A 19,427-nucleotide genomic window follows, 5' to 3' on the forward strand; every position below is an offset into this window, starting at 1 on the left:
CCGGCTGTTCATCCGCAGCCGGGTCCGCTGTTGGCCGGACATTCCCCGTCCGTTCCTCCGGCGACGTCACGCTGTCGACGTGACGACGCCCCCGCCGCCGCGGGCGCTGCTCTGGGTCAGCGGTCTCGTCGTCGTGGCCGGCGTGGTGATGGGCGCGGCCGGTGCTCTGCGCACCGGGATCACCTGGGACGAGCCGTTCCACGTCATGCGCCTGCGCAACTTCCTCGACCACGGCTGGTTCGCGCTCGACTGGGCGGTCGAGGGCGGCGGCTCCACCTCGGGCGACGCCAACACGCTGGTCTACGGACCGGTCACGATGCTGCTCCTGCACGGCCTCGGGGTCCTCACCGGCGTCGAGGACTGGGGCTCGGTCGCGACCACGCCGGCGGCCTACGACGTGCGACACCTCGGCGTCCTGGTCATCGCACTCGTCGGCACGGCCGCCGCGGCCGGCGTCACGCGGGTCCTGCTGGGCTCCTGGCGCTGGGCGCTGGTGACCGCGGCGGTGCTGCTGGCCCTGCCCATGTGGACCGGGCACGCCATGTTCAACATCAAGGACGTCCCCGTCGCGACCGGCTACACCCTGATGACCCTCGGCCTCGTGTCGATGGTCGCCCCGACCCCCGGCCGCTCCTGGTGGCGGGTCCTGGTCCTGGCGGCGGGCACGACGCTGATGGTCGGCACCCGACCCGCGATGGTGACCGCGGTGCTCACCGCCCTCGTGGTCCTCGGTCTCGGTGCCTGGCTGGCGCGCCGCGCCGGCGGCGTACGGCGCACGCTCGCGGAGGCGGCCGGGGGACTCGTCGCGGCCGGGGCGGTCCTGCTCGCCCTCTACCCACAGGTCTTCGCCCACCCCCGCCACCTGCTCAGCTCCGCGGAGCAGTCGGCCAGCTTCCGGGACGGCCGGGACGCGGCCCCCGGCTACCTGCCGTTCCACGTCCTGACCCAGGTGCCGCTGCTGCTGCAGGTCCTGTTCGCCGTGGGCCTCGTCTCGTCGCTCGCGCTCGTCGTCCGGTCCTGGCGCACCGCGCCGGCGCACGCGACCAGGCTCACGCTCGTCGGCGTGCAGGTCTGTGCGCTCCCGCTGGTGGCGATCGCACGGGGCTCTGACCTCTACAACGGGCTGCGCCAGCTCCTCTTCGTCTCCCCGGCCTGGGCGGTGATCGCCACGCTGGGTCTGGCCCAGGTGCTGGCCTGGTCGCGCTCCCGCGGCCGCGGACCGGCGCGGGTGGCGGCCGCCGCGGCGGTGGTGGCGCTAGTCGCGCCGGTGGTGGACCAGGTGACGCAGTTCCCCTACCAGTACACCTACTTCAACGTCGCGGTCGACGTCACCGGCCACCACGTCTACTCCGACTACTGGCGCGCCAGCGTCCCCGAGCTGATGCCGGACCTGCCCACGGACGGGCAGATCGTGTGCGGCCCGACCCGCTCCAGCACGGCGGGGGCGCAGGTCGGGACCCCCGCGGCCGCCGGCCTCGACCGGTCCTCGCTCCTCGCCGGTCGCTACTCCTCCGACAGCAGCGTCGACTGCCGCACCGACCCGCTGGGGCCACTCTCCTCCTCGTGGCGGGACCAGGGCCTCCCGCTGGGCGACGCCCTCCCGCACGATGAGTTCTACGTCGTCATCGACCGCGGTCACGAGCTCCCGCAGAACTGCTCCCGCCTCGCGGAGGTCACTCGCGACCGGCACGGCCGCGAGATCTCGATGACCTACGTCGCGCGGTGCCGGCTCGCGCCCGCGCCGCTGGACCGGCCGGTCGCCTTCACCCGGCCCACGCAGGACAACATGGCCCCGGCCCTGTGGGCGTTCGCCCCCGAGGGCTGGGTGATGCGCGAGACCCGCACGGCCATCGACAGTGCCGCGGAGTCGGCGAGCCTCACCTTCAGGGCCCCGCCCACCTGTGCCCCGAGCGGCTGCCGGCTGGTGCTGGACGCCGACGCGCCGCCCGACCTCGTGGCCTCCGTCGGCGGCGTCCGCGGCCGACCCGACACCTCCGACGGGTCGGTGGCCGTGCGGCTCCCGCCCGGCGCCGCCGACACCTGGGTGACGTTCACCCGAGCCTCCGGGAGGCCGCTCGGCCTCCGGGTCCGCAGCATCCGAGTGGCCACCGTGCCCGACCGAGGAGAAGCGCCATGACCACCACCATCTGGGTCGTCGTGCCCGCCCTGGACGAGGCCGAGAACCTCGTCGTCGTCGTGCCCCGGATCCTGAGTGAGCTCGAGCTCCTCCGTGAGGACGGCCACGTGCTGGTCGTCGACGACGGGTCCACCGACAAGACCCGGGAGGTGATGATCGACCTGGCCGAGCGGCACCCGGCCGTCGAGCTGCTGTCCCTGGGACGCAACTTCGGCAAGGCCTCCGCCCTGCGTCGCGGCTTCGAGCACGCGCTGGCCGCGGGGGCCGACGTGGTCGTCATGATGGACGCCGACGGACAGGACGACCCCTCGGAGCTGCCGCTGCTCCTCGCGCGGCTCGAGGACGGCGCCGACCTCGTCACCGGGGCGCGGACGGTGCGCCACGACCGCTTCGTCAAGCGCAACACCTCCCTGCTCTACAACGCGGTCACCGCGCGCCTCTCGGGAGCGCCCGGCAAGGATTTCAACTCCGGCTTCAAGGTGATGCGCGCCGACGTCGCGCGCAGTGCCTCGCCGATGCTCTACGGCGAGCTGCACCGCTACCTCACCGTCGTCGCCCACTGGCTGGGCTTCAGGGTGGCCGAGGTCAGTGTCCAGCACCACGAGCGGCTGCACGGGCGGACCAAGTACGGCCTCGCCCGCTTCTGGCGCGGCTTCGTGGACCTGCTGACGGTGCGGTTCCTGATGACCTACGAGAGCCGGCCCTCCCACCTGTTCAGCGGCCTCGGCCTCGCCAGCCTCGTCGCGGGCGGCGCCGCCCTGGCCTACCTGCTGGTGGAGAAGGCGTCCGGAGAGGCCATCGGCGGCCGTCCGCTCCTCATCGCGGCCGTCGTGCTCGCGCTGGGCGGCCTCCAGCTCGTGCTCTTCGGTCTGCTCGCGGAGCTGATGGTCTACTCCCGACAGCGCGACCGCGCGTGAGGCCGGTGGGCGGCGCGAGGGCCGACCCGCCGCCACGGGTGCTCGTGGCGGTCGCCGTCGCCGTGATCACGGTCGCCGTCGTGCTGGCGGTGCTCGGCGCGACGCGCACGGGCGTCACCACCGACGAGCCGATCCACGTGATGCGGCTGCGCAACCTCTTCGGCACCGGCTGGTACGCGCTCGACTGGGACTACGACGGCGCCGGGCCGGGCGGCGAGGGGACCAACACCTTCGTCTACGCGCCGGTCACGATGCTGCTGCTGCACGCGTGGTGCGTGCTGTGGGGCGTCGAGGGGTGGGGCGAGGTCTCCGGCTCGGCGCACGCCTACGACCTCCGGCACCTCGGGGTCGTGCTCCTCGGGATGCTGTGCCTCGCCGCGGTGGCCGCGACCGGACGAGTGCTGCTGGGCCACTGGCGCTGGGGCCTGGTCGCCGCGGCCGCGCTGGCGTCGGTCCCGATGTGGACGGGGCACACGATGTTCAACGTCAAGGACGTGCCGGTCGCGACCGGGCACACCGTCCTGACCCTCGGCCTGCTCCTGTCCGTGGGGTCGCGGTCGCCAGGGGCGCTGCTGCGGCTGGCGCGAGCGGGCTGCGTGGTCGCCGGGCTCGTCCTGACGCTCGGCACCCGGCCCGGGATGTGGCCGGGAGTGCTGGTCGTGCTCGCCCTGGCCGCCGGGGGGCTGCTGCTCACCGGCGCCACCCGACGCGCCGTGCTGCTCGCCGAGGTCGAGCTCGTCGTGGCGTGCACGGTCGCGGCGCTGGCGCTCGTCGCCGTCTACCCCCGACTGTTCGGCCACCCGCTGCGCGCCCTGCCCCGCACCAGCGAGGCCTCCTCCAGCTTCCTGGGCGGCGCGAAGTCGGACCGCTGGTACGTCCCCCGGCACCTGGCGCTGGAGATGCCGACCCTGCTGCTGGTGTTCGCCGTGACGGGCGCGGTCGCGGCGGCGGGCGTCGTCTGGGCCGCACGCCGTCACGACCGGGTGCCGGCGGTGCGGGTCGCGCTCGTGGGCGCTCAGGCGCTCGCGCTGCCCGTCGCCGCCGTCGTCATGGGGTCCGACCTCTACCACGGCCTCCGGCAGCTGCTCTTCGCCATCCCGGCGCTCGCCGTCCTGACGGCGTGCGGCATGGCCTGGTGGACCGGCCGTCCGAGGGTGCGGCTGCGGGGCCCGGCGGCGGTGGTCGCGGCCGCCGCGTTGGTGCTCCCGACGGTCGACCAGGTGACCCTGCAGCCCTACCAGACGACGTACGTCAACCTCGCCGCCGACCTGCTCGCCGGCCCGGGATCGTCCCCTGACGCGCGCCCCGGTGGCGACTACTGGCGGGTCAGCCTGCCCGAGCTCCTCGAGGCGGCGCCGCTGGACCGGCAGCTGCTGTGCAAGGCGACGACGGACCCGGCCTCGGGCCGGGCCCTGCCCTTCGCCAACGCGGGGGAGGCCTTCTCGACGAGCCGCAGCCTCGACTGCCGCGAGGAGGTCAACGGGCCCCTCGCCCCCGACGGCCTGCCCGTCACGCGGGCGTTGCCGGTGACCGAGTTCGACGCGGTGTTCCTCGGCCCGCTGCCCGGGGACTGCACCCGCCTGGGAGACGTCCGCCGTCGGCGGCACGGCCTCGAGGTCGTCGTGAGCACGCTGGGTCGTTGTGCCGTGGAGGTCCCGCTCCTCACCTCGACGGGAGCGCGGGTCGACGACCCCGTCTTCGGGACGGGAGCCGCCGGCGACCTGTGGCGCCACGCGCTGGACGGGTGGCAGCAGTGGCCCGGGGACGCGGAGCTGACGGCCACCACGCCCGTCGCCGAGCTGCTTCTCCGCCCCGCCTCCCCGTGTGCGCGCAGCGGCTGCGTGCTGGTCGTCACCGGTGAGGGACCTCCGGACCTCGTGGCCACGGTGGAGGGCCGGGAGGTGCCGGTGGCGCGTGGCGCCTCCGGAGCCCTGGAGCTCCCGGTCCCGCCAGGAACGGACCCGGTCTGGGTCACGCTCACCCGCCGCTCGGGCGGCGTCCTCGGTCTGCGGATGAGCGCGCTGTCGCTGGCCGCACCCGGCTCGACACCTGCTACGGAGGGACGACCATGACGGCGGATCGGAAGACGGCGTACGTCGCCGGGGTGCGCGCGCTGCGCCGGGCGCTCGGCGCGATCGGGCTGCTGCGGCTCCTGGACCGGTGGGCGGCCCGCTCGCGGGCCGGGCTGTGGCTGCGCTCGCTGCTGTCCATCTACGACCTGGAGGACCTGCTGCGCCACGACGTGCCGTGGTGGACGTTCGCGGCGTCCGACCGGGTCGAGACGTTCCTCGCCGCACGACCGGAGGCACGGGTCGTCGAGTGGGGCTCCGGGGCCTCGACCGCCTGGCTGTCGCGCCGGGCCGGCTCGGTCACGTCGGTGGAGCACGACGCGTCCTGGGCCGAGATCGTGCGGCCGGTGCTGCCGGCCAACGCGTCCGTGCGGGTCGTGGCACCCGTGCCCGCCACCGGTGCCGCGGGCCAGGCGCTGTCGGGCAAGCCGGGCTTCGAGGGCCTGGACTTCGCGGAGTACGTCGCCGCGCTCGACGACCTCGACGGCCCCTTCGACCTCGTGGTGGTCGACGGGAGGGCCCGGGAGGCGTGCTTCACGCGGGCCGTCGTGCGGCTGGCGCCCGGCGGCATGCTGGTCTTCGACAACGTCGACCGGGAGCGCTACCGCGCCGCGATCGCGGCCTCGCCGGTGCCGGTGGACGTCGAGTGGACGCGCGGCCTGACGCCGGCCCTGCCGTATCCCACCCGGACGGCGCTGGTGCGCCGCCGTGACTGACCCGGCGGGCCGGCCCCTGCGGCGCGACGCGCTGCTGTGGGTCCTGCGGGTCCTCTTCCTGCTCGCCGTGGTCGCCTTCGCGTGGCTGGGGCTGCGGGGACGGTTCGACGAGCTCGGAGCGGCGCTGGCCAGGACCTGGGCGCCCGGTGCCGTGGCCGCGTTCGCGCTGGTCCTGTCAGGGCTCAGCGCGACCGGACTCCTGTGGCGGCGCCTGCTGGCTTCTGTCGGGGCCGAGATGCCCGTGAGCCCGGGGATGGCGACGTTCTTCGTGGGCCAGCTCGGCAAGTACATCCCGGGCTCGGTGTGGTCGATCGGCGCCCAGGCGCAGCTCGCGCGTCGCTGGGCGGTCCCTGCCCGGGCGACGGTGACCGCGGGGCTGCTCTTCCTGGGCTACCACCTGGCGACCGCCGTGCTGCTCGGTGCGGGGGTGCTGCTGCTGGGCGAGCTGGACCCACCGTGGCCGGTCTGGGTGAGCGCCGCAGCGCTGGTCGTCGGGGTCCTCGGACTGCTGCCCCCCGTGGTCGGGCAGGCGGCCCGACGGGTCGCCGGGGCGCCGGTGCGGGTCGGGGTCGGCGACACCGCCGCCGCTCTGTCGCTCATGACGCTCGCGTGGGGCTGCTACTCGGCGGCGTTGGTCCTGCTGGCGCCGGGCGTCCCGTGGGACGACCTCGCGGCGTACGGCGGCGCCTTCGCGGTGGCGTACGCCGCCGGCGTGGTGCTGGTGGTGGCACCGGCCGGCCTCGGGGCGCGCGAGGGCCTGTTCGTGCTGCTCCTCGCGCCGACCACCGGGGTGGCGGAGGCCACCGCGCTCGCCCTGCTGGCGCGAGTCCTGCACACCCTCGCCGACGGGGCCCTCGCGGCCGGCTGGTGGCTGGCCGAGCGCCGCTCGGACGTTCGCGAGCCGGACTCGGCCCGTCACTCGATCGGGCGCAGCTCCTCGGCGTAGGACATCGAGACGCGGCGCAGGACGCCGTTGTCGCCGACGGCGTACTGGCCCATCCGCCACAGCGGCGGGCTGTAGACGTGCACCGAGATCGAGCCCCGCTCGGCGCCGTTGAGCCGGTGGATGTGGTCGGGGCCGAAGGAGAACACCTTGCCGGCGGGGATCCGGGTCTCGACGCCACCGGTGGCGAGCGTCAGGTTGTTCTCCGCGAGCTCGCCGGCCACGACCGCGACCGCGCCCGAGGAGGAGTCGTGGTCGTGCCAGCCCGTGTCGTTCTCCGGGGTCCAGCACAGCAGCCACACGTCGACGTGGGCGTCACGGTGCACCGAGGCGTAGACGCGGTCGTCGTCGTCGAAGCCGACGTGGTGGTCCCAGGCGGCCGGGTCGGCGGCGATGCTCGCGGCGAGCTGGGCCAGCTCGTCGGGGTCCAGGTCACGGTCGGGGAGGTCGGCCAGCGTCAGCCGGCCCGCCGCCGTGGCGATGTCGATCGCCTGCTCCGCCGGCACGGCGGTGATGGTCAGCTCGCTTGCGGCCATGGCTGGCTCTCCTCCACTCGGTGGTGCTGAGAAAAGAAGAGTAACCCACTGTACTTAATGTTTTATGCAGCGGCTCGCCCGTGGGACCGGACAGCCTCAGCGCCGGACGGTGGCCTTGACGGTGAACAGCCGGTTGTCCGCGCGCGGGGTGCCCGCGCAGGTGAAGGGCTGGTTCTGGTGGCAGCGGAAGCGGGTGCTGGTGTTGACCAGGGTCAGGACGGCGCTGCGGGCGGTGCGCCGCGAGAAGGAGAACGACGTGACGCCGCGGCCCCTGCGGTTGAGGGCGACCGGACGCTTGACCCACTTGCCTCGGGCGGTCTTGACGATGAGGTAGGCGCGGCCGCCGACGGCCCGGCGAGGAGCCGTGATCGCGACCCGGAGGCGCCACTTCCTGCCCTTGAGGGAGGTGTCGGGGCGGAAGACTACGTGCTTGGCGGCCATGTGGTCGACGCGGGTCCGGACGACGGCCCGGCGGGCGCTGCGGCCGAGGGTGAGCTTGGCGGCCGCGCGGGCGGCCGGCCAGGCCTTGCCCTCGGGGTAGGCGCGCGCCGCGATGGCGTTGGCGGCGGCGTAGGCGGTGAAGACCTTCTCGAAGCCGCCCCGCTTGCGCAGGACCGCCCGGAGAGCCGGCGTGGAGTCGCGCCGTCCGGCCCCGCGGTAGGCGCCCGCCTGCTTCCAGACCTTCTGCACCACCGACCTGCCGTGACGTCGGCTGAGGTACTCCCAGAACGCCCAGTTGCCGTACTGCGCGGAACTGTTGGGCTGGGACAGGTCCAGCGACACCTGGGGCTGCGCGACCTGGCCGTAGGGCAGGTAGCGCCGGTTGTCGTTGGCCGAGTCGGCGAACTGCTCCTCCATCCACGTGGCCGTCGACTCCATCAGCCAGGTGTCCTCACGGAAGTCGTAGCCGAACTGGATGGCGTGGAAGAACTCGTGCGCCGCGGTCACGCGCAGGCTCGTCAGGGGCGGCGCACCGAACTGCGCCTGGGCGAAGTCGTTGTCCAGCACGCAGAAGCCCGAGGCGACGCGACGCGTGCCCGGGACGACGTACTCGGGGGCGCAGTAGCCGTAGATGAACTGGTTGCCGAGCTCCTTGAGGTAGACGTCGAACTTCGGCCCGCTCGGGTGCCGGCGGTCGGCGGGCGGCTTGCGGTAGCCGAGTCGGCCGACCTCGTACTTCCAGACCTTGCTCATCATGCCCAGCGACTTCATCGCCCAGGCGGTGCTCGGAGGTGCATCGGCGGTGGAGGTCACCCAGTGCAGGCACACCTTGCGCGCGCACTTGCGCGTGGCCGGGACGGAGTAGCCGTTCTGGTACGGGTCGGCGGCCCCGTCGGTGGGCCGGGCGAGCAGGCGGTCGGCCTGCCGCTGGTCGTCGTCCGAGAGACGCCCGCGTGCGTCGAAGAGGTCGCGCAGGGCCAAGGTGGCGTCGGGGCGGGCCGTCGCCGCCTTCTCGCGCTGGGCGGGGGCGAAGGCGCGCACGGCGCGCTGCAGCGCGTCGTGGGCCGGGTCGTCCTGCCCGGGGGTGGTGCGGGGGATCGCGGCCGGGGCCGAGGCGTCGGCCGTCGGGGCGAGCGCGGGCAGGGCCGTGACGGTGGTGGCGAGGGCGACCAGGACGGCGGCGAGGGAGCGGCGCATCGGTGTTCCTTCATTCGAGATGTCCCGCGCCGGGGGGAGGACGGCACGGGTCTGTCCGAGCATCCCCGGCGCGCCGGGGACCGAAACCACTCAGCTGCCGCCCGAGATCTTCTCGATGAGGGCGGTGGTGGAGATCGCGGGGGTGCGGGAGAGGTAGACGACCTCGCAGATGTCCCCGAACTCGTCGAACTTGCCGGCCCAGTCGTCGCCCATCACGAGGACGTCGGCGGCGTACTGCTCGATGTAGTGGCGCTTGAGCTCGAGGCTCTCCTCCACGAACACCTCGTCGACCGGCTTGAGCGCGGCCACGATGGCCAGGCGCTCGCCCTCGCTGAAGACGGGCTCGCGGCCCTTCTTGCGCAGGTTGAGCTCGTCGGCGGAGACCCCGACCACGAGCCGGTCGCCCAGGGCGGCGGCGCGCTCGATCACCTTGAGGTGCCCGACGTGGAAGACGTCGAAGGTGCCGAAGGTGATGACCGTGCGCGGTGCCGGGGAGGACATGGGCGCGATTCTGGCACGCGGGGGCGCGTCCGCCGCGGACCCGGGGTGTGGGTGAGGATGGTGTCGATGAGCACTCCCGCCGCCCCCGCCCTCGCCGTCGGCGACCCCGCCGCCGACGCGCTGCGTCGCAGCGCGCTGCGACGCATGCGGACGGTCGCGGTCTCGCTGCTGCTGTTCGCCGCCGCCGTCTACGTCCTGACGCTCGACGAGGACGGCTGGCTGGGGTTCGTCAACGCCGGGGCGGAGGCGTCGATGGTGGGCGCGATCGCCGACTGGTTCGCCGTGACCGCGCTGTTCAAGCACCCGCTGGGGCTGCCCATCCCGCACACCGCGCTGATCCCCAAGCGCAAGGACGACCTCGGCAAGGGCCTGGAGGAGTTCGTGGGGGAGAACTTCCTCCAGGAGGACATCATCCGCGAGCGCATCGCCTCGGCCCGGGTCGCGGAGCGCGCCGGTGTCTGGCTCGCTGACCCTGCCAACTCACAGCGGGTCGTGGACGAGGTCGCGGAGCTGGCCCGCCTGGCGCTGGCGCAGGTGCGCGACGAGCACGTCGAGGCCCTGGTGCACGAGGTGCTGGTCCCGCGCTTCCGTGAGGAGCCGATCTCGCCGCTGCTGGGCGGACTGCTCACCGAGGCGCTCAACGACGACCTGCACCACGGTCTCGTGGACCTGGCGCTGGAGGAGCTCCACCACTGGCTGGAGGCCAACCCCGACACCGTGCAGGACGTCCTCCTCGAGCGGGCGCCGTGGTGGGCGCCCGAGCGGGTCAACGAGAGGGTGAGCTCGCGCATCCACCTGGAGATGGTGCGCTGGGTCGGCGACATCCGCACCGACCCCGACCACCGCGCGCGACAGGCTCTCGACTCGATGCTGCGTCAGCTGGCCGGTGACCTGCTCCAGGACCCCGACACCCAGGACCGGACCGAGCGGCTCAAGAACCGCCTGCTGGAGCACCCGTCGGTGCTCGGCTCGAGCATCTCGCTGTGGGACGCGCTGCGCCGGGTGCTGACCGGCTCGCTCGAGGACCCGCAGGGCGCCGTACGCCGCTGGCTGTTGCAGGAGCTCTCGGGGCTGGGCGAGCGGCTCTCGACCGACGCCTCCCTGCGCGCGCGGATCGACGCCCGGGCCAGCGACCTCGCGGTCTTCGCCGTCTCGCGCTACGGCGAGGAGGTCACCGCGGTCATCACGTACACGATCGAGCGCTGGGACGGCAAGGAGGCCGCGCGCCGCATCGAGCTGCACGTCGGGCGCGACCTGCAGTTCATCCGCATCAACGGCACGATCGTCGGCGGTCTGGTCGGGGTGCTGATCCACACGGTCTCGGTCCTGGTTCACTGAGCACCATGAGCGAGCCCCAGGACGTCCCCATCACCGACGAGTCGATCCGGCTCGGCCAGTTCCTCAAGCTCGCCAACCTCGTCGAGAGCGGCGCCGAGGCCAAGCCCCTCATCGCCTCGGGCACGGTCCGCGTCAACGACGAGGTCGAGACCCGCCGCGGCCGGCAGCTGGCCCAGGGCGACGTGGTCACCCTCGCCGGCCAGAGCGCGCGCGTCGCCCACGGCGAGGCGACCGACAACCTGCCCTGGTAGCCCCCCCAGCCTGCGCGGCTGAGCGCTGCAGGGGTTTCAGCAGATGCTGAAAAACCTGACGTTCTGGGCCGAAATTCCGCCCCAGAAGCGACAGGAAAGGCCCAGAACCTCCCGCCGCCGGGACGGCGAGAGGCGGTGCTCAGAGGTAGCGGGACGCCGTCTCGGCGGCGCGGGCGCCGTAGCCGCCGCCGAAGAGGCAGGCGTGGACGAGCAGGGGGAAGACCTGGTGCAGGCCGAGCCGGTCCTCCCAGTCGTCGGCCAGCGGCGCGGCCTCGTCGTAGGCGTCGAGCACCCGGGGCAGGTGGGGCGGGCCGAACATCGCCAGCATCGCGAGGTCGACCTCGCGGTGACCGCCGTACGCCGCCGGGTCGATCACCCACACCTGCCCGTCCTGGCCCCACAGGACGTTGCCGTTCCACAGGTCGCCGTGCACGCGGGAGGGGGGCTCGTCGGGCAGCAGGTCGGTGAGCCGACCCACGAGCGACTCCACGGTGGCGGCCTCCTCGTCGGTCACGGCCCCACGGTCGTGTGCCGGAGCCTGCGCCACGGCGCACGCTGCGGCACACGACCGGGCGCGACCCCGCCGATACAGGACGACCCCGGCCACCACGGGTGGCCGGGGTCGTTCCGCAGGAGAAGGTGAGCGGGGGGCTAGCGGACCTCGAGCAGGTCCACCACGAAGATCAGGGTCTCGCCCGGCTTGATGGCACCGCCGGCGCCGCGGTCGCCGTAGCCGAGGTGCGGCGGGATGACGAGCTGGCGGCGGCCGCCGACCTTCATGCCCTGCACGCCGGTGTCCCATCCGGAGATGACCTGACCGACGCCGAGACGGAACTGCAGCGGCTCGCCGCGGTTGTAGGAGGCGTCGAACTCCTCACCGGTGGAGTGCGCGACCCCGACGTAGTGCACCGACACGGTGCTGCCGGCGGTGGCCTCGGCACCCTCGCCCGTGGTCACGTCCGTGACGACGAGGTCGGTCGGGGGCTCGGGGTCGAAGAAGTCGATCTCAGGCTTGTCCATGCCGACCAGCCTAGCCCGCACGGGCCGCGCCGCCGACAGGCCGGCTCAGGTCTGGTGGACGTAGCTGTCGAGCTGGTCGCGCTCGAAGGTCAGCTGCCCGATCTTGTGCTTGACGACGTCGCCGATGCTGATGATGCCGACCAGCGTCCCCTCCGAGCAGACGGGGATGTGGCGGAAGCGGCGCTCGGTCATCGTCTGCATGACGCCGTCGAGGTCGTCGTCGGGCGCGCAGGTCTCGACGTCGCCGGTCATGATCGAGCCCACGTCGTTGTTGATCACGGTGCCGTCGCTGTGCAGGTGGCGCACGACGTCGCGCTCGCTGACGATGCCGTCGAGGCTCGTGCCGTCGCCGCTGACGATCACCGCACCGATGTTGTGCTCGGCGAGCAGCGCCAGCAGCTCGCGGACACCCGCGTCCGGCTTGATGGTGATGACCTCGGTGGAGGCCTTGGCCTGGAGGATCTCGCCGATATGCATGTGGCGGACGTTACTGCCGCCGCGACCTGCTGACCAGGGTGCCGGCCGGGGCTCAGTCGCGGGGCGGGCCGTCGGGGCGTCGGTGGGCGGAGATGTCCGAGACCGACGCCGATCCGGGCGTGCGCCACTCGGGGTCGTCGCTGTGGTCGGGCAGCGAGCCCAGGAACGACAGCGCCGCCTCGTGCAGGTGGCCGTTGGAGGCCAGCGCGTTGCCGCCCCAGGGCCCGTCGGTGCCGTCGAGGGAGGTGAACCGCCCGCCGGCCTCGCGCACGATGATGTCGAGGGCGGCCATGTCGTAGACCTCCAGCTCGGGCTCGGCGGCCAGGTCGATGGCGCCCTCGGCGATGAGCATGTAGGACCAGAAGTCGCCGTAGGCGCGCGTGCGCCAGCAGCGCCGCATCAGGGAGAGGAAGTCGTCGAGGCGCTCGCGCTCGTCCCAGCCGTGGAGCGAGGCGTAGGACAGCGAGGCGTCCTCCAGGCGGCGTACGTCGGAGACCTGGCACTGCGTGGCCTTGAGCAGCGAGCGCCCGGTCCAGGCGCCGTTGCCGACCGAGGCCCACCAGCGGCGCTGGAGCATCGGCGCGGAGACCACCCCGAGCACGACCTCCTCCTCGACGACGAGCGAGATGAGCGTGGCCCAGACGGGGACGCCGCGGACGAAGTTCTTGGTGCCGTCGATGGGGTCGACGATCCAGCGGCGCTGGCTGTGCCCGGTGGACCCGGTCTCCTCACCGGTGATCGCGTCGCGGGAGCGGACCCGCGACAGGGTGCGCCGGATCCCGTCCTCGACGGCCTGGTCCGCGTCGGTCACGGGGGTCAGGTCGGGCTTGCTCATCACGTGCAGGTCGAGCGACTTGAAACGCGAGGTCGTGAGCGAGTCGGCGTCGTCGGCGAGCACGTGAGCGAGACGGAGGTCGTCGGTGAAATCGGTCGCCACACGCACAGGCTACTTTCAGCAAAGTGGTTTAGCGTTCATCTATGGAGTTCAACGGACTGCCTCTGCACGCGCTCGTCGTCCACGCGGCCGTCATCTTCGGGCCCCTGTCGGCGCTGGCAGGCGTGCTCTACGCCCTCGTGCCGCGTTGGCGCGACCGGCTGAGGTGGCCGTTGGTGGCCACGGTGGCGATCGCCTTCGTCGCGATCTGGGTGGCCTACTTCTCGGGGGAGGACCTCGAGGAGGCCAACACGTACGGCGGTCCGCTCGCGGCGCTCGTGGAGACCCACGAGGAGCGCGCCGGCGTCCTGCGCATCTCCGTGACGGCGTTCGCCCTGCTGTCGTTCCTGGCCGCCTGGTGGCACACCCGCACCGGCCCGGTCCGCCTGGTGATGAGCGGCCTGGTCGCCGTCTCCGGCGTGGTCACCCTCGTCTACGTCTACCTCACCGGCGACGCCGGCGCGCAGATCGCCTGGTACGGCATCGAGGGCTGACCGGCGGCGTTTCCCCAAGGTATGTCGCTCGCGTGTCACTTCCCTCGGTGTGCCTCGCACAGGAAGTGCGGCTTCGGCTGCATACCTTGGTGAAACGTCAGTAGTCCGGCACGCTCCGCGCCGCGAGCAGGCGCCGGAACGACTCGACCCGCTCGGGGTCGGCCAGGCCCTCGGTGACGGCCACGTCGAGGCCGCACTCCGGCTCGTCCTCGCCGTGCGTGCAGCCGCGGGGGCAGTCCTCGGTCATCTCGTCGAGGTCGGGGAACGCCTCGATGAGGTTCTCGGGCCGCACGTGGGCCAGCCCGAACGACCGGATCCCGGGGGTGTCGATGATCCAGCCCTCGTCGTCGGGCAGCGGCAGCATGTAGGCCGAGGTGGAGGTGTGGCGCCCCCGTCCCGTGACGGCGTTGACGATCCCCACGTCGCGGTGCGCCTCGGGGACCAGCGCGTTGACCAGGGTCGACTTGCCCACGCCGCTGGAGCCGACGAGCACGCTGGTGCGGTCCCGCAGCCTCTCCCGTACGGCGGTCAGGTCGCCGCCGCGGCTGGTCACCACCCAGGGCACGCCCAGGGAGCGGTAGGTGCGCAGGAGCGTCTCGGGGTCGGCGAGGTCGGCCTTGGTGAGGCACAGCAGCGGCTGCATCCCCGCGTCGTACGCCGCCACGAGGGCCCGGTCGATCAGCCGGGGCTGCGGCTCGGGGTCGGCGAGCGCGGTGACGACCACCAGCTGCTCGGCGTTGGCGACGATGATCCGCTCCACGGGGTCGTCGTCGTCGGCAGTGCGACGCAGCGTGGTGAGCCGCTCGGTGACCTCGACGATGCGTGAGAGCGCCCCGTCGTCGCCGGACACGTCGCCGACGACGCGCACCCGGTCGCCGACCACGACGCTCTTGCGCCCCAGGGCCCGGGCCTGCATCGCCATGACCTTCCGACCGTCGACCAGCAGCGTGTAGCGCCCGCGGTCGACGGTGACGACGACCCCCTCGACGGCGTCGTCGTAGGTGGGGCGGTCCTTCGTGCGCGGCCGGGTGCGGCGGCGCGGCCGCTCGTAGTGCTCCTGGTCCTCGACGGAGTAGCGGTTGGTCACAGCAGGGAGGCCCAGAACCGTGCGAAGTCGGGGAAGGTCTTGGCCGTCGTGTCGACGTCCTCCACGAGCACGCCGTCGACGGCCGCCGCCACGATCACGCCGGCGTGCGCCATGCGGTGGTCGGCGTAGGTGTGGAAGACGCCGCCGTGGAGCGGGGCGGGACGGATCGAGAGTCCGTCGGCGTGCTCGGTGACGTCGGCGCCGAGCGCGCCCAGCTCGGTGGCGAGGGCGGCGAGCCGGTCGGTCTCGTGGCCCCGGATGTGGGCGATGCCGCGCAGGTGGGAGGGCGTCTCGGCGAGCGCGCAGAGCGCGGCGACCGCCGGCGCCAGCTCGCCGACGTCGTGCAGGTCGTGGTCGATGCCCTGGAGACGCTCGGGTCCGCGCACGCGCAGCCCCTCCTCGACGAAGCCGACCTCGCAGCCCATCAGGGTCAGGATCTCGCGCAGGGCGTCGCCGGCCTGGGTGGTCGCGCGGGGCCAGTCGCGCACGGTCACGGACCCGCCGGACAGGGCGGCGAGCGCCAGGAACGGCGCGGCGTTGGACAGGTCGGGCTCGATGAGGTGGTCGAGCGCCTGCACGGGGCCCGGGGCCACCGACCAGCGGTTGGCGTCGGCGTCGTCGACGGCCACGTCGTGCTCGCGCAGCATCGCCACGGTCATGTCGATGTGGGGGAGCGAGGGCACCGGCTTGCCGTCGTGGCGCACGTCGACGCCGTGCTCGTAGCGGGCGCCGGCGAGGAGCAGGGCGGAGACGAACTGCGAGGACCCCGACGCGTCGACCACGACGGTGCCCCCGCGGACGTGGCCGGTGCCGTGCACGCGGAAGGGCAGCGAGCCGCGGCCCTCGTCCTCGACGCGGATGCCGAGGGACGCGAGCGCGCCCAGGACCTGGCCCACCGGGCGCTGACGCATGTGGGGGTCGCCGTCGAAGGCCACCGTCCCGGTCGACAGCCCGGCCACGGGCGGCACGAAGCGCATCACGGTGCCGGCCAGGCCGCAGTCGACCTCCGCGTCGCCGGCGAGCACGCCGGGCGTGACCCGCCAGTCCTCGCCGCTCGTGTCGACGCTCGCTCCCAGCGACGACAGCGCCGCCGCCATCAGCGAGGTGTCGCGCGAGCGCAGCGCACGCCGTACGACGGACGGGCCGTCGGAGATCGCGGCGAGCACGAGCGCGCGGTTGGTCAGCGACTTGCTGCCGGGCAGCGACACCACCACGTCGACAGGGTCATGGGCGCGAGGGGCGGGCCACGGGTCGACGGTCACAGGCGGAACTCTAGGGCGTACGCCCGCGGCTCAGGTCAGCTGCGCCTTGGCCAGCTTGGCCTCGCGCCGGGCCGACTTGGCGAGGTGCTTGGCCTCCCGCTTCGCGTCGCCGGCCGCGCGACGCGCACGCCAGGCGACGCCGGGCTTGCCGTCGGTGTCGCCGGCGGCGATGAGCAGGCCGCCGAGCATCGAGACGTTCTTGAAGAAGTGCAGCTGCTGCTGGGTCTTGGTCTGGGCGTCGTCGGCCTCCCAGAAGCGGTGTCCGGCCGCCGTGGTCGGCAGCAGCGAGGCCGCGAGCACGAAGGCGGACAGCCGCGGGACGCGACCCGTGGCGAGGGCGGCGCCGGCGAGGAGCTGGGCGGCGGCGTTGATGCGGACCAGCGTGGTCGGGTCCTCCGGGATCGGCAGACCCGTGGCCTTCTTGACCTGGGGCACCAGCCTGTCGGTGACCGGCTGGGCCTTGGCCGCGAGGGCGGGCGCGTTGCGCAGGGCGTTGACACCTCCGACGACGAACATGGAGGCGAGCATGGGACGGGCGAGGAGTCGGCTGACGGTCATGCCCTTATTCCTACCCGACCCGGGTGGCGCCACACCCACCTCAGGGGGTGAGACGTTCGCGGAACCGACGTACGCCACCGCCGACGGCCGCTCCCGAGCGGCTCCGAGGGCTAGATTGCTGCCATGTGCGGCCGCTATGCCTCCAGTCGCAAGCCCGAGGACCTCATCGAGGAGTTCGAGGTCGTCGAGAGCCGGATCGACAAGGTCCTGGCGCCCGACTACAACGTCGCCCCCACCAAGGAGGTGTACGCCGTCGTCGAGAGGCCGCCCTCGAAGGAGAGGGAGGAGCGGCCCGAGCGCCAGCTGCGGGTGCTCAAGTGGGGCCTGGTGCCGTCGTGGGCCAAGGACCCCGCCATCGGCAACCGGATGATCAACGCCCGCATGGAGACGGTGGCCGAGAAGCCGGCCTACAAGCGGGCCTTCGCCAAGCGCCGCTGCCTGCTGCCGGCCGACGGCTACTTCGAGTGGTACCCCACCTCCCAGCTGACCGCCAAGGGCAAGCCGCGCAAGCAGCCGTTCTTCATCCGTCCCCAGGACGGCGGCACGCTCGCGATGGCGGGGCTCTACGAGATCTGGCGCGACCCGACCCGCGACGACGACGACCCCGAGCGCTTCCGCTGGACCTGCACCGTCATCACCACCCAGGCCGAGGACTCGCTCGGCCACATCCACGACCGGATGCCGATGATGGTCGAGCCCGACCGCTGGGCGGCCTGGCTCGACCCCACGGCGGCGCAGGAGTCGCTGCTCGACCTGCTGGAGCCGGCCGCTCCCGGCCGGCTCGAGGCGTTCCCGGTGTCGACGCTGGTCTCCCACGTGCGCAACAACGGTCCCGAGCTCCTCGAGCCCCTGCCGCTCGACGAGGTCCTGGAGTGAGCACCGACCGGCTCGTCGACACCCCGCACGGCGAGGGGCGCCTGGTCACGAGCCGGGCCCGCTCCCCGCGGGCCACCCTGCTGCTCGGCCACGGCGCCGGCGGCGGCATCGAGTCCCGCGACCTCGAGGCGCTGGCCCGGCACCTGCCGCGCCACGGGATCACCGTCGTGCGCTTCGAGCAGCCCTGGCGTCGCGCGGGCCGCAAGATCGCCACGCCGCCGGCCACGCTGGACGCCGCCCTGCGCGCGGCCGCCGACGCGATGCGGGTCCGCACACCGCTGGTGCTGGGCGGGCGGTCCGCCGGCGCGCGGGCCGCGGCCCGGTCGGCCCAGGCGCTGGGCGCGGCGGGGTGCCTGGCGCTGTCCTTCCCACTCCACCCGCCGGGGAGGCCCGAGAAGTCCCGCCTCGACGAGCTGACCGCCGTACGGCTCCCGACGCTGGTGATCCAGGGGGAGAACGACGCCATGGGGCGTCCCGACGAGTTTCCGGGCGCCACCGACCTGTGCGTCGTGCCCGGCGCCGACCACGGTCTCAAGGTCCCCGCGCGCGGCTCGGTCACCCAGGACGAGGCGATGGAGATCGTGGTCGAGGCGACCCTGGAGTGGGTCGTGCGCGAGATCACCGGGAATGACGCGCGGCGATGAGCGGTTATGCCTTGCGTGATGGCGCTACTCGAACGAACGGTCCCGGCGGACCCCCGGCTAGGCTGGGGGACGATGACTGACACTCCCGTCGACGCTGACGTCGACCTCAACGACCCCGAGGCCACCGGCCCGGCCGACGCCGACATCGACGTCGCCACCGAGACCGAGGGCGACCGCACCGTGCGCTTCGAGCGCGACGCGCTGCCGTTCCTCGACCAGCTGTACTCCGCGGCCATGCGCATGACGCGCAACCCGGCCGACGCCGAGGACCTGGTCCAGGAGACGTTCGCCAAGGCCTACTCGTCCTTCCACCAGTTCCGCCCGGGCACCAACCTCAAGGCGTGGCTCTACCGGATCCTGACGAACACCTTCATCAACACCTACCGCAAGAAGCAGCGCCAGCCGCAGCAGTCGATGTCCGAGGACGTCGAGGACTGGCAGCTCGCCCGCGCGGAGTCCCACAGCTCGAGCGGGCTGAAGTCCGCCGAGATGGAGGCACTCGAGCACCTGCCCGACTCGCAGGTCAAGGACGCCCTCCAGCGGCTCCCCGAGGAGTTCCGCCTCGCGGTCTACCTCGCCGACGTCGAGGGCTTCGCCTACAAGGAGATCGCCGAGATCATGGACACCCCCATCGGGACCGTGATGTCGCGGCTCCACCGCGGCCGTCGCCAGCTGCGCGACATGCTGTCCGACTACGTCCGCACCAACGACCTGCTCCGGGTCGGCCACGACGGAGGCCAGTCATGAGCGAGCACCAGCACCCCGACGAGATGTCGCGCGAGCAGTGTGCCGACTACCTCGAGCGGATCGTCTACTTCATCGACAACGAGCTCGACGAGGCCGACTGCTCGGCCGTGCGCGAGCACCTCGACACGTGCAACCCCTGCCTGGTCAAGTACGACCTGCAGCGCACGGTCAAGTCCGTCGTCGCCCGGTCCTGCTCGGAGACCGCGCCGCTCGAGCTGCGCGAGCGCGTGCTCTTCCGGCTGCGCGAGGTCCAGGTCCAGATCACCGAGCGCTGAGCTCCGG

The 19,427-nt window shown here is 73.1% G+C and carries 22 protein-coding genes; 12 read left to right on the forward strand and 10 right to left on the reverse strand.

Going from position 1 to position 19,427, the window contains the following annotated elements; all coding sequences use genetic code 11:
- Nucleotides 1–79: 79 nt before the first annotated feature.
- Genes E4622_RS20180 through E4622_RS20200 form a run of 5 tightly spaced genes read left to right on the forward strand, consistent with a single transcriptional unit; the run spans nt 80 to nt 6,785 of the window.
- Complete coding sequence (locus E4622_RS20180; RefSeq protein ID WP_134742025.1) at nt 80–2,137, forward strand: hypothetical protein; 2,058 nt, start codon at nt 80–82, stop codon at nt 2,135–2,137.
- Nucleotides 2,134–3,054 carry a glycosyltransferase family 2 protein gene (locus E4622_RS20185; RefSeq protein WP_134742026.1) on the forward strand — a complete coding sequence of 307 codons (921 nt, stop codon included), beginning with the start codon at nt 2,134–2,136 and terminating at the stop codon, nt 3,052–3,054. Before E4622_RS20180 ends, E4622_RS20185 begins: the two co-directional genes overlap by 4 nt.
- A 5-nt stretch (nt 3,055–3,059) precedes the next feature.
- Nucleotides 3,060–5,126, forward strand: a complete 2,067-nt coding sequence (locus E4622_RS20190) for a hypothetical protein (protein WP_167736174.1) — start codon at nt 3,060–3,062, stop codon at nt 5,124–5,126.
- A complete protein-coding gene (locus tag E4622_RS20195) occupies nt 5,123–5,839 on the forward strand; it encodes a class I SAM-dependent methyltransferase (RefSeq protein WP_134742028.1) in 717 nt (238 codons plus the stop codon). Before E4622_RS20190 ends, E4622_RS20195 begins: the two co-directional genes overlap by 4 nt.
- A complete protein-coding gene (locus E4622_RS20200) occupies nt 5,832–6,785 on the forward strand; it encodes a lysylphosphatidylglycerol synthase domain-containing protein (RefSeq protein WP_167736175.1) in 954 nt (317 codons plus the stop codon). The genes E4622_RS20195 and E4622_RS20200 overlap by 8 nt, the downstream gene beginning before the upstream one ends.
- On the opposite strand, the gene E4622_RS20205 is transcribed toward E4622_RS20200, so the two are convergent.
- From E4622_RS20205 to E4622_RS20215, 3 genes are all read right to left on the reverse strand, one after another.
- Nucleotides 6,755–7,318: a cysteine dioxygenase family protein gene (locus E4622_RS20205; protein ID WP_134742030.1), complete on the reverse strand. Its 564-nt coding sequence runs from the start codon at nt 7,316–7,318 to the stop codon at nt 6,755–6,757. The two genes, E4622_RS20200 and E4622_RS20205, sit on opposite strands and share 31 nt — an antisense overlap.
- A 96-nt stretch (nt 7,319–7,414) precedes the next feature.
- Nucleotides 7,415–8,956 carry an MXAN_6640 family putative metalloprotease gene (locus E4622_RS20210; RefSeq protein WP_134742031.1) on the reverse strand — a complete coding sequence of 514 codons (1,542 nt, stop codon included), beginning with the start codon at nt 8,954–8,956 and terminating at the stop codon, nt 7,415–7,417.
- 90 nt (nt 8,957–9,046) lie between these two features.
- Nucleotides 9,047–9,457, reverse strand: a complete 411-nt coding sequence (locus E4622_RS20215; protein ID WP_134742032.1) for an adenylyltransferase/cytidyltransferase family protein — start codon at nt 9,455–9,457, stop codon at nt 9,047–9,049.
- 66 nt (nt 9,458–9,523) lie between these two features.
- Here E4622_RS20215 and E4622_RS20220 point away from each other — a divergent pair, with 66 nt between their 5' ends.
- Together E4622_RS20220 and E4622_RS20225 are read left to right on the forward strand one after the other, a co-directional pair.
- On the forward strand, nt 9,524–10,795 hold the full coding sequence (locus E4622_RS20220; RefSeq protein WP_134742033.1) for a DUF445 domain-containing protein: 1,272 nt from the start codon (nt 9,524–9,526) through the stop codon (nt 10,793–10,795).
- A gap of 5 nt (nt 10,796–10,800) precedes the next feature.
- Nucleotides 10,801–11,046: an RNA-binding S4 domain-containing protein gene (locus tag E4622_RS20225; protein ID WP_134742034.1), complete on the forward strand. Its 246-nt coding sequence runs from the start codon at nt 10,801–10,803 to the stop codon at nt 11,044–11,046.
- Between the two features lie 139 nt (nt 11,047–11,185).
- On the opposite strand, the gene E4622_RS20230 is transcribed toward E4622_RS20225, so the two are convergent.
- The 4 genes from E4622_RS20230 to E4622_RS20245 form a co-directional block, all read right to left on the reverse strand.
- The gene (locus E4622_RS20230; RefSeq protein WP_245156124.1) at nt 11,186–11,560 is read right to left on the reverse strand and encodes a fructosamine kinase family protein; all 375 of its coding nucleotides are present in this window, start codon (nt 11,558–11,560) and stop codon (nt 11,186–11,188) included.
- A 137-nt stretch (nt 11,561–11,697) separates the two neighbouring features.
- Entirely contained in the window at nt 11,698–12,066 is a 369-nt protein-coding gene (locus E4622_RS20235; RefSeq protein WP_209022030.1) for an FKBP-type peptidyl-prolyl cis-trans isomerase, read from the reverse strand.
- Between the two features lie 45 nt (nt 12,067–12,111).
- A complete protein-coding gene (locus E4622_RS20240) occupies nt 12,112–12,543 on the reverse strand; it encodes a CBS domain-containing protein (RefSeq protein WP_134742036.1) in 432 nt (143 codons plus the stop codon).
- 52 nt (nt 12,544–12,595) lie between these two features.
- Entirely contained in the window at nt 12,596–13,486 is an 891-nt protein-coding gene (locus E4622_RS20245; protein WP_134742037.1) for an inositol monophosphatase family protein, read from the reverse strand.
- A 35-nt stretch (nt 13,487–13,521) separates the two neighbouring features.
- Here E4622_RS20245 and E4622_RS20250 point away from each other — a divergent pair, with 35 nt between their 5' ends.
- Nucleotides 13,522–13,971: a DUF2231 domain-containing protein gene (locus E4622_RS20250; RefSeq protein WP_134742038.1), complete on the forward strand. Its 450-nt coding sequence runs from the start codon at nt 13,522–13,524 to the stop codon at nt 13,969–13,971.
- A gap of 97 nt (nt 13,972–14,068) precedes the next feature.
- On the opposite strand, the gene rsgA is transcribed toward E4622_RS20250, so the two are convergent.
- From rsgA to E4622_RS20265, 3 genes are read right to left on the reverse strand one after another with little or no spacing between them, the layout of a single operon-like run.
- A complete protein-coding gene (rsgA, locus tag E4622_RS20255; protein ID WP_134742039.1) occupies nt 14,069–15,058 on the reverse strand; it encodes a ribosome small subunit-dependent GTPase A in 990 nt (329 codons plus the stop codon).
- A complete protein-coding gene (gene aroA, locus E4622_RS20260; RefSeq protein ID WP_134742040.1) occupies nt 15,055–16,320 on the reverse strand; it encodes a 3-phosphoshikimate 1-carboxyvinyltransferase in 1,266 nt (421 codons plus the stop codon). The genes rsgA and aroA overlap by 4 nt, the downstream gene beginning before the upstream one ends.
- Before the next feature lie 30 nt (nt 16,321–16,350).
- Complete coding sequence (locus tag E4622_RS20265; RefSeq protein WP_134742041.1) at nt 16,351–16,878, reverse strand: DoxX family protein; 528 nt, start codon at nt 16,876–16,878, stop codon at nt 16,351–16,353.
- Nucleotides 16,879–17,001: 123 nt separating this feature from the next.
- Here E4622_RS20265 and E4622_RS20270 point away from each other — a divergent pair, with 123 nt between their 5' ends.
- The 4 genes from E4622_RS20270 to rsrA all read left to right on the forward strand — a co-directional run bounded on the left by E4622_RS20270 (nt 17,002) and on the right by rsrA (nt 19,420).
- On the forward strand, nt 17,002–17,754 hold the full coding sequence (locus E4622_RS20270) for an SOS response-associated peptidase (protein WP_134742042.1): 753 nt from the start codon (nt 17,002–17,004) through the stop codon (nt 17,752–17,754).
- Nucleotides 17,751–18,398 carry an alpha/beta family hydrolase gene (locus tag E4622_RS20275; protein ID WP_134742043.1) on the forward strand — a complete coding sequence of 216 codons (648 nt, stop codon included), beginning with the start codon at nt 17,751–17,753 and terminating at the stop codon, nt 18,396–18,398. Before E4622_RS20270 ends, E4622_RS20275 begins: the two co-directional genes overlap by 4 nt.
- 72 nt (nt 18,399–18,470) lie before the next feature.
- Nucleotides 18,471–19,145, forward strand: a complete 675-nt coding sequence (locus E4622_RS20280) for a sigma-70 family RNA polymerase sigma factor (RefSeq protein WP_245156125.1) — start codon at nt 18,471–18,473, stop codon at nt 19,143–19,145.
- Nucleotides 19,142–19,420 (forward strand): mycothiol system anti-sigma-R factor, encoded by a 279-nt coding sequence (rsrA, locus tag E4622_RS20285; protein WP_134742044.1) that lies wholly within the window; start codon nt 19,142–19,144, stop codon nt 19,418–19,420. The genes E4622_RS20280 and rsrA overlap by 4 nt, the downstream gene beginning before the upstream one ends.
- Nucleotides 19,421–19,427 lie beyond the last annotated feature (7 nt).

The organism is Nocardioides sp. 503 (assembly GCF_004522095.1).
Taxonomy (GTDB): domain Bacteria; phylum Actinomycetota; class Actinomycetes; order Propionibacteriales; family Nocardioidaceae; genus Nocardioides.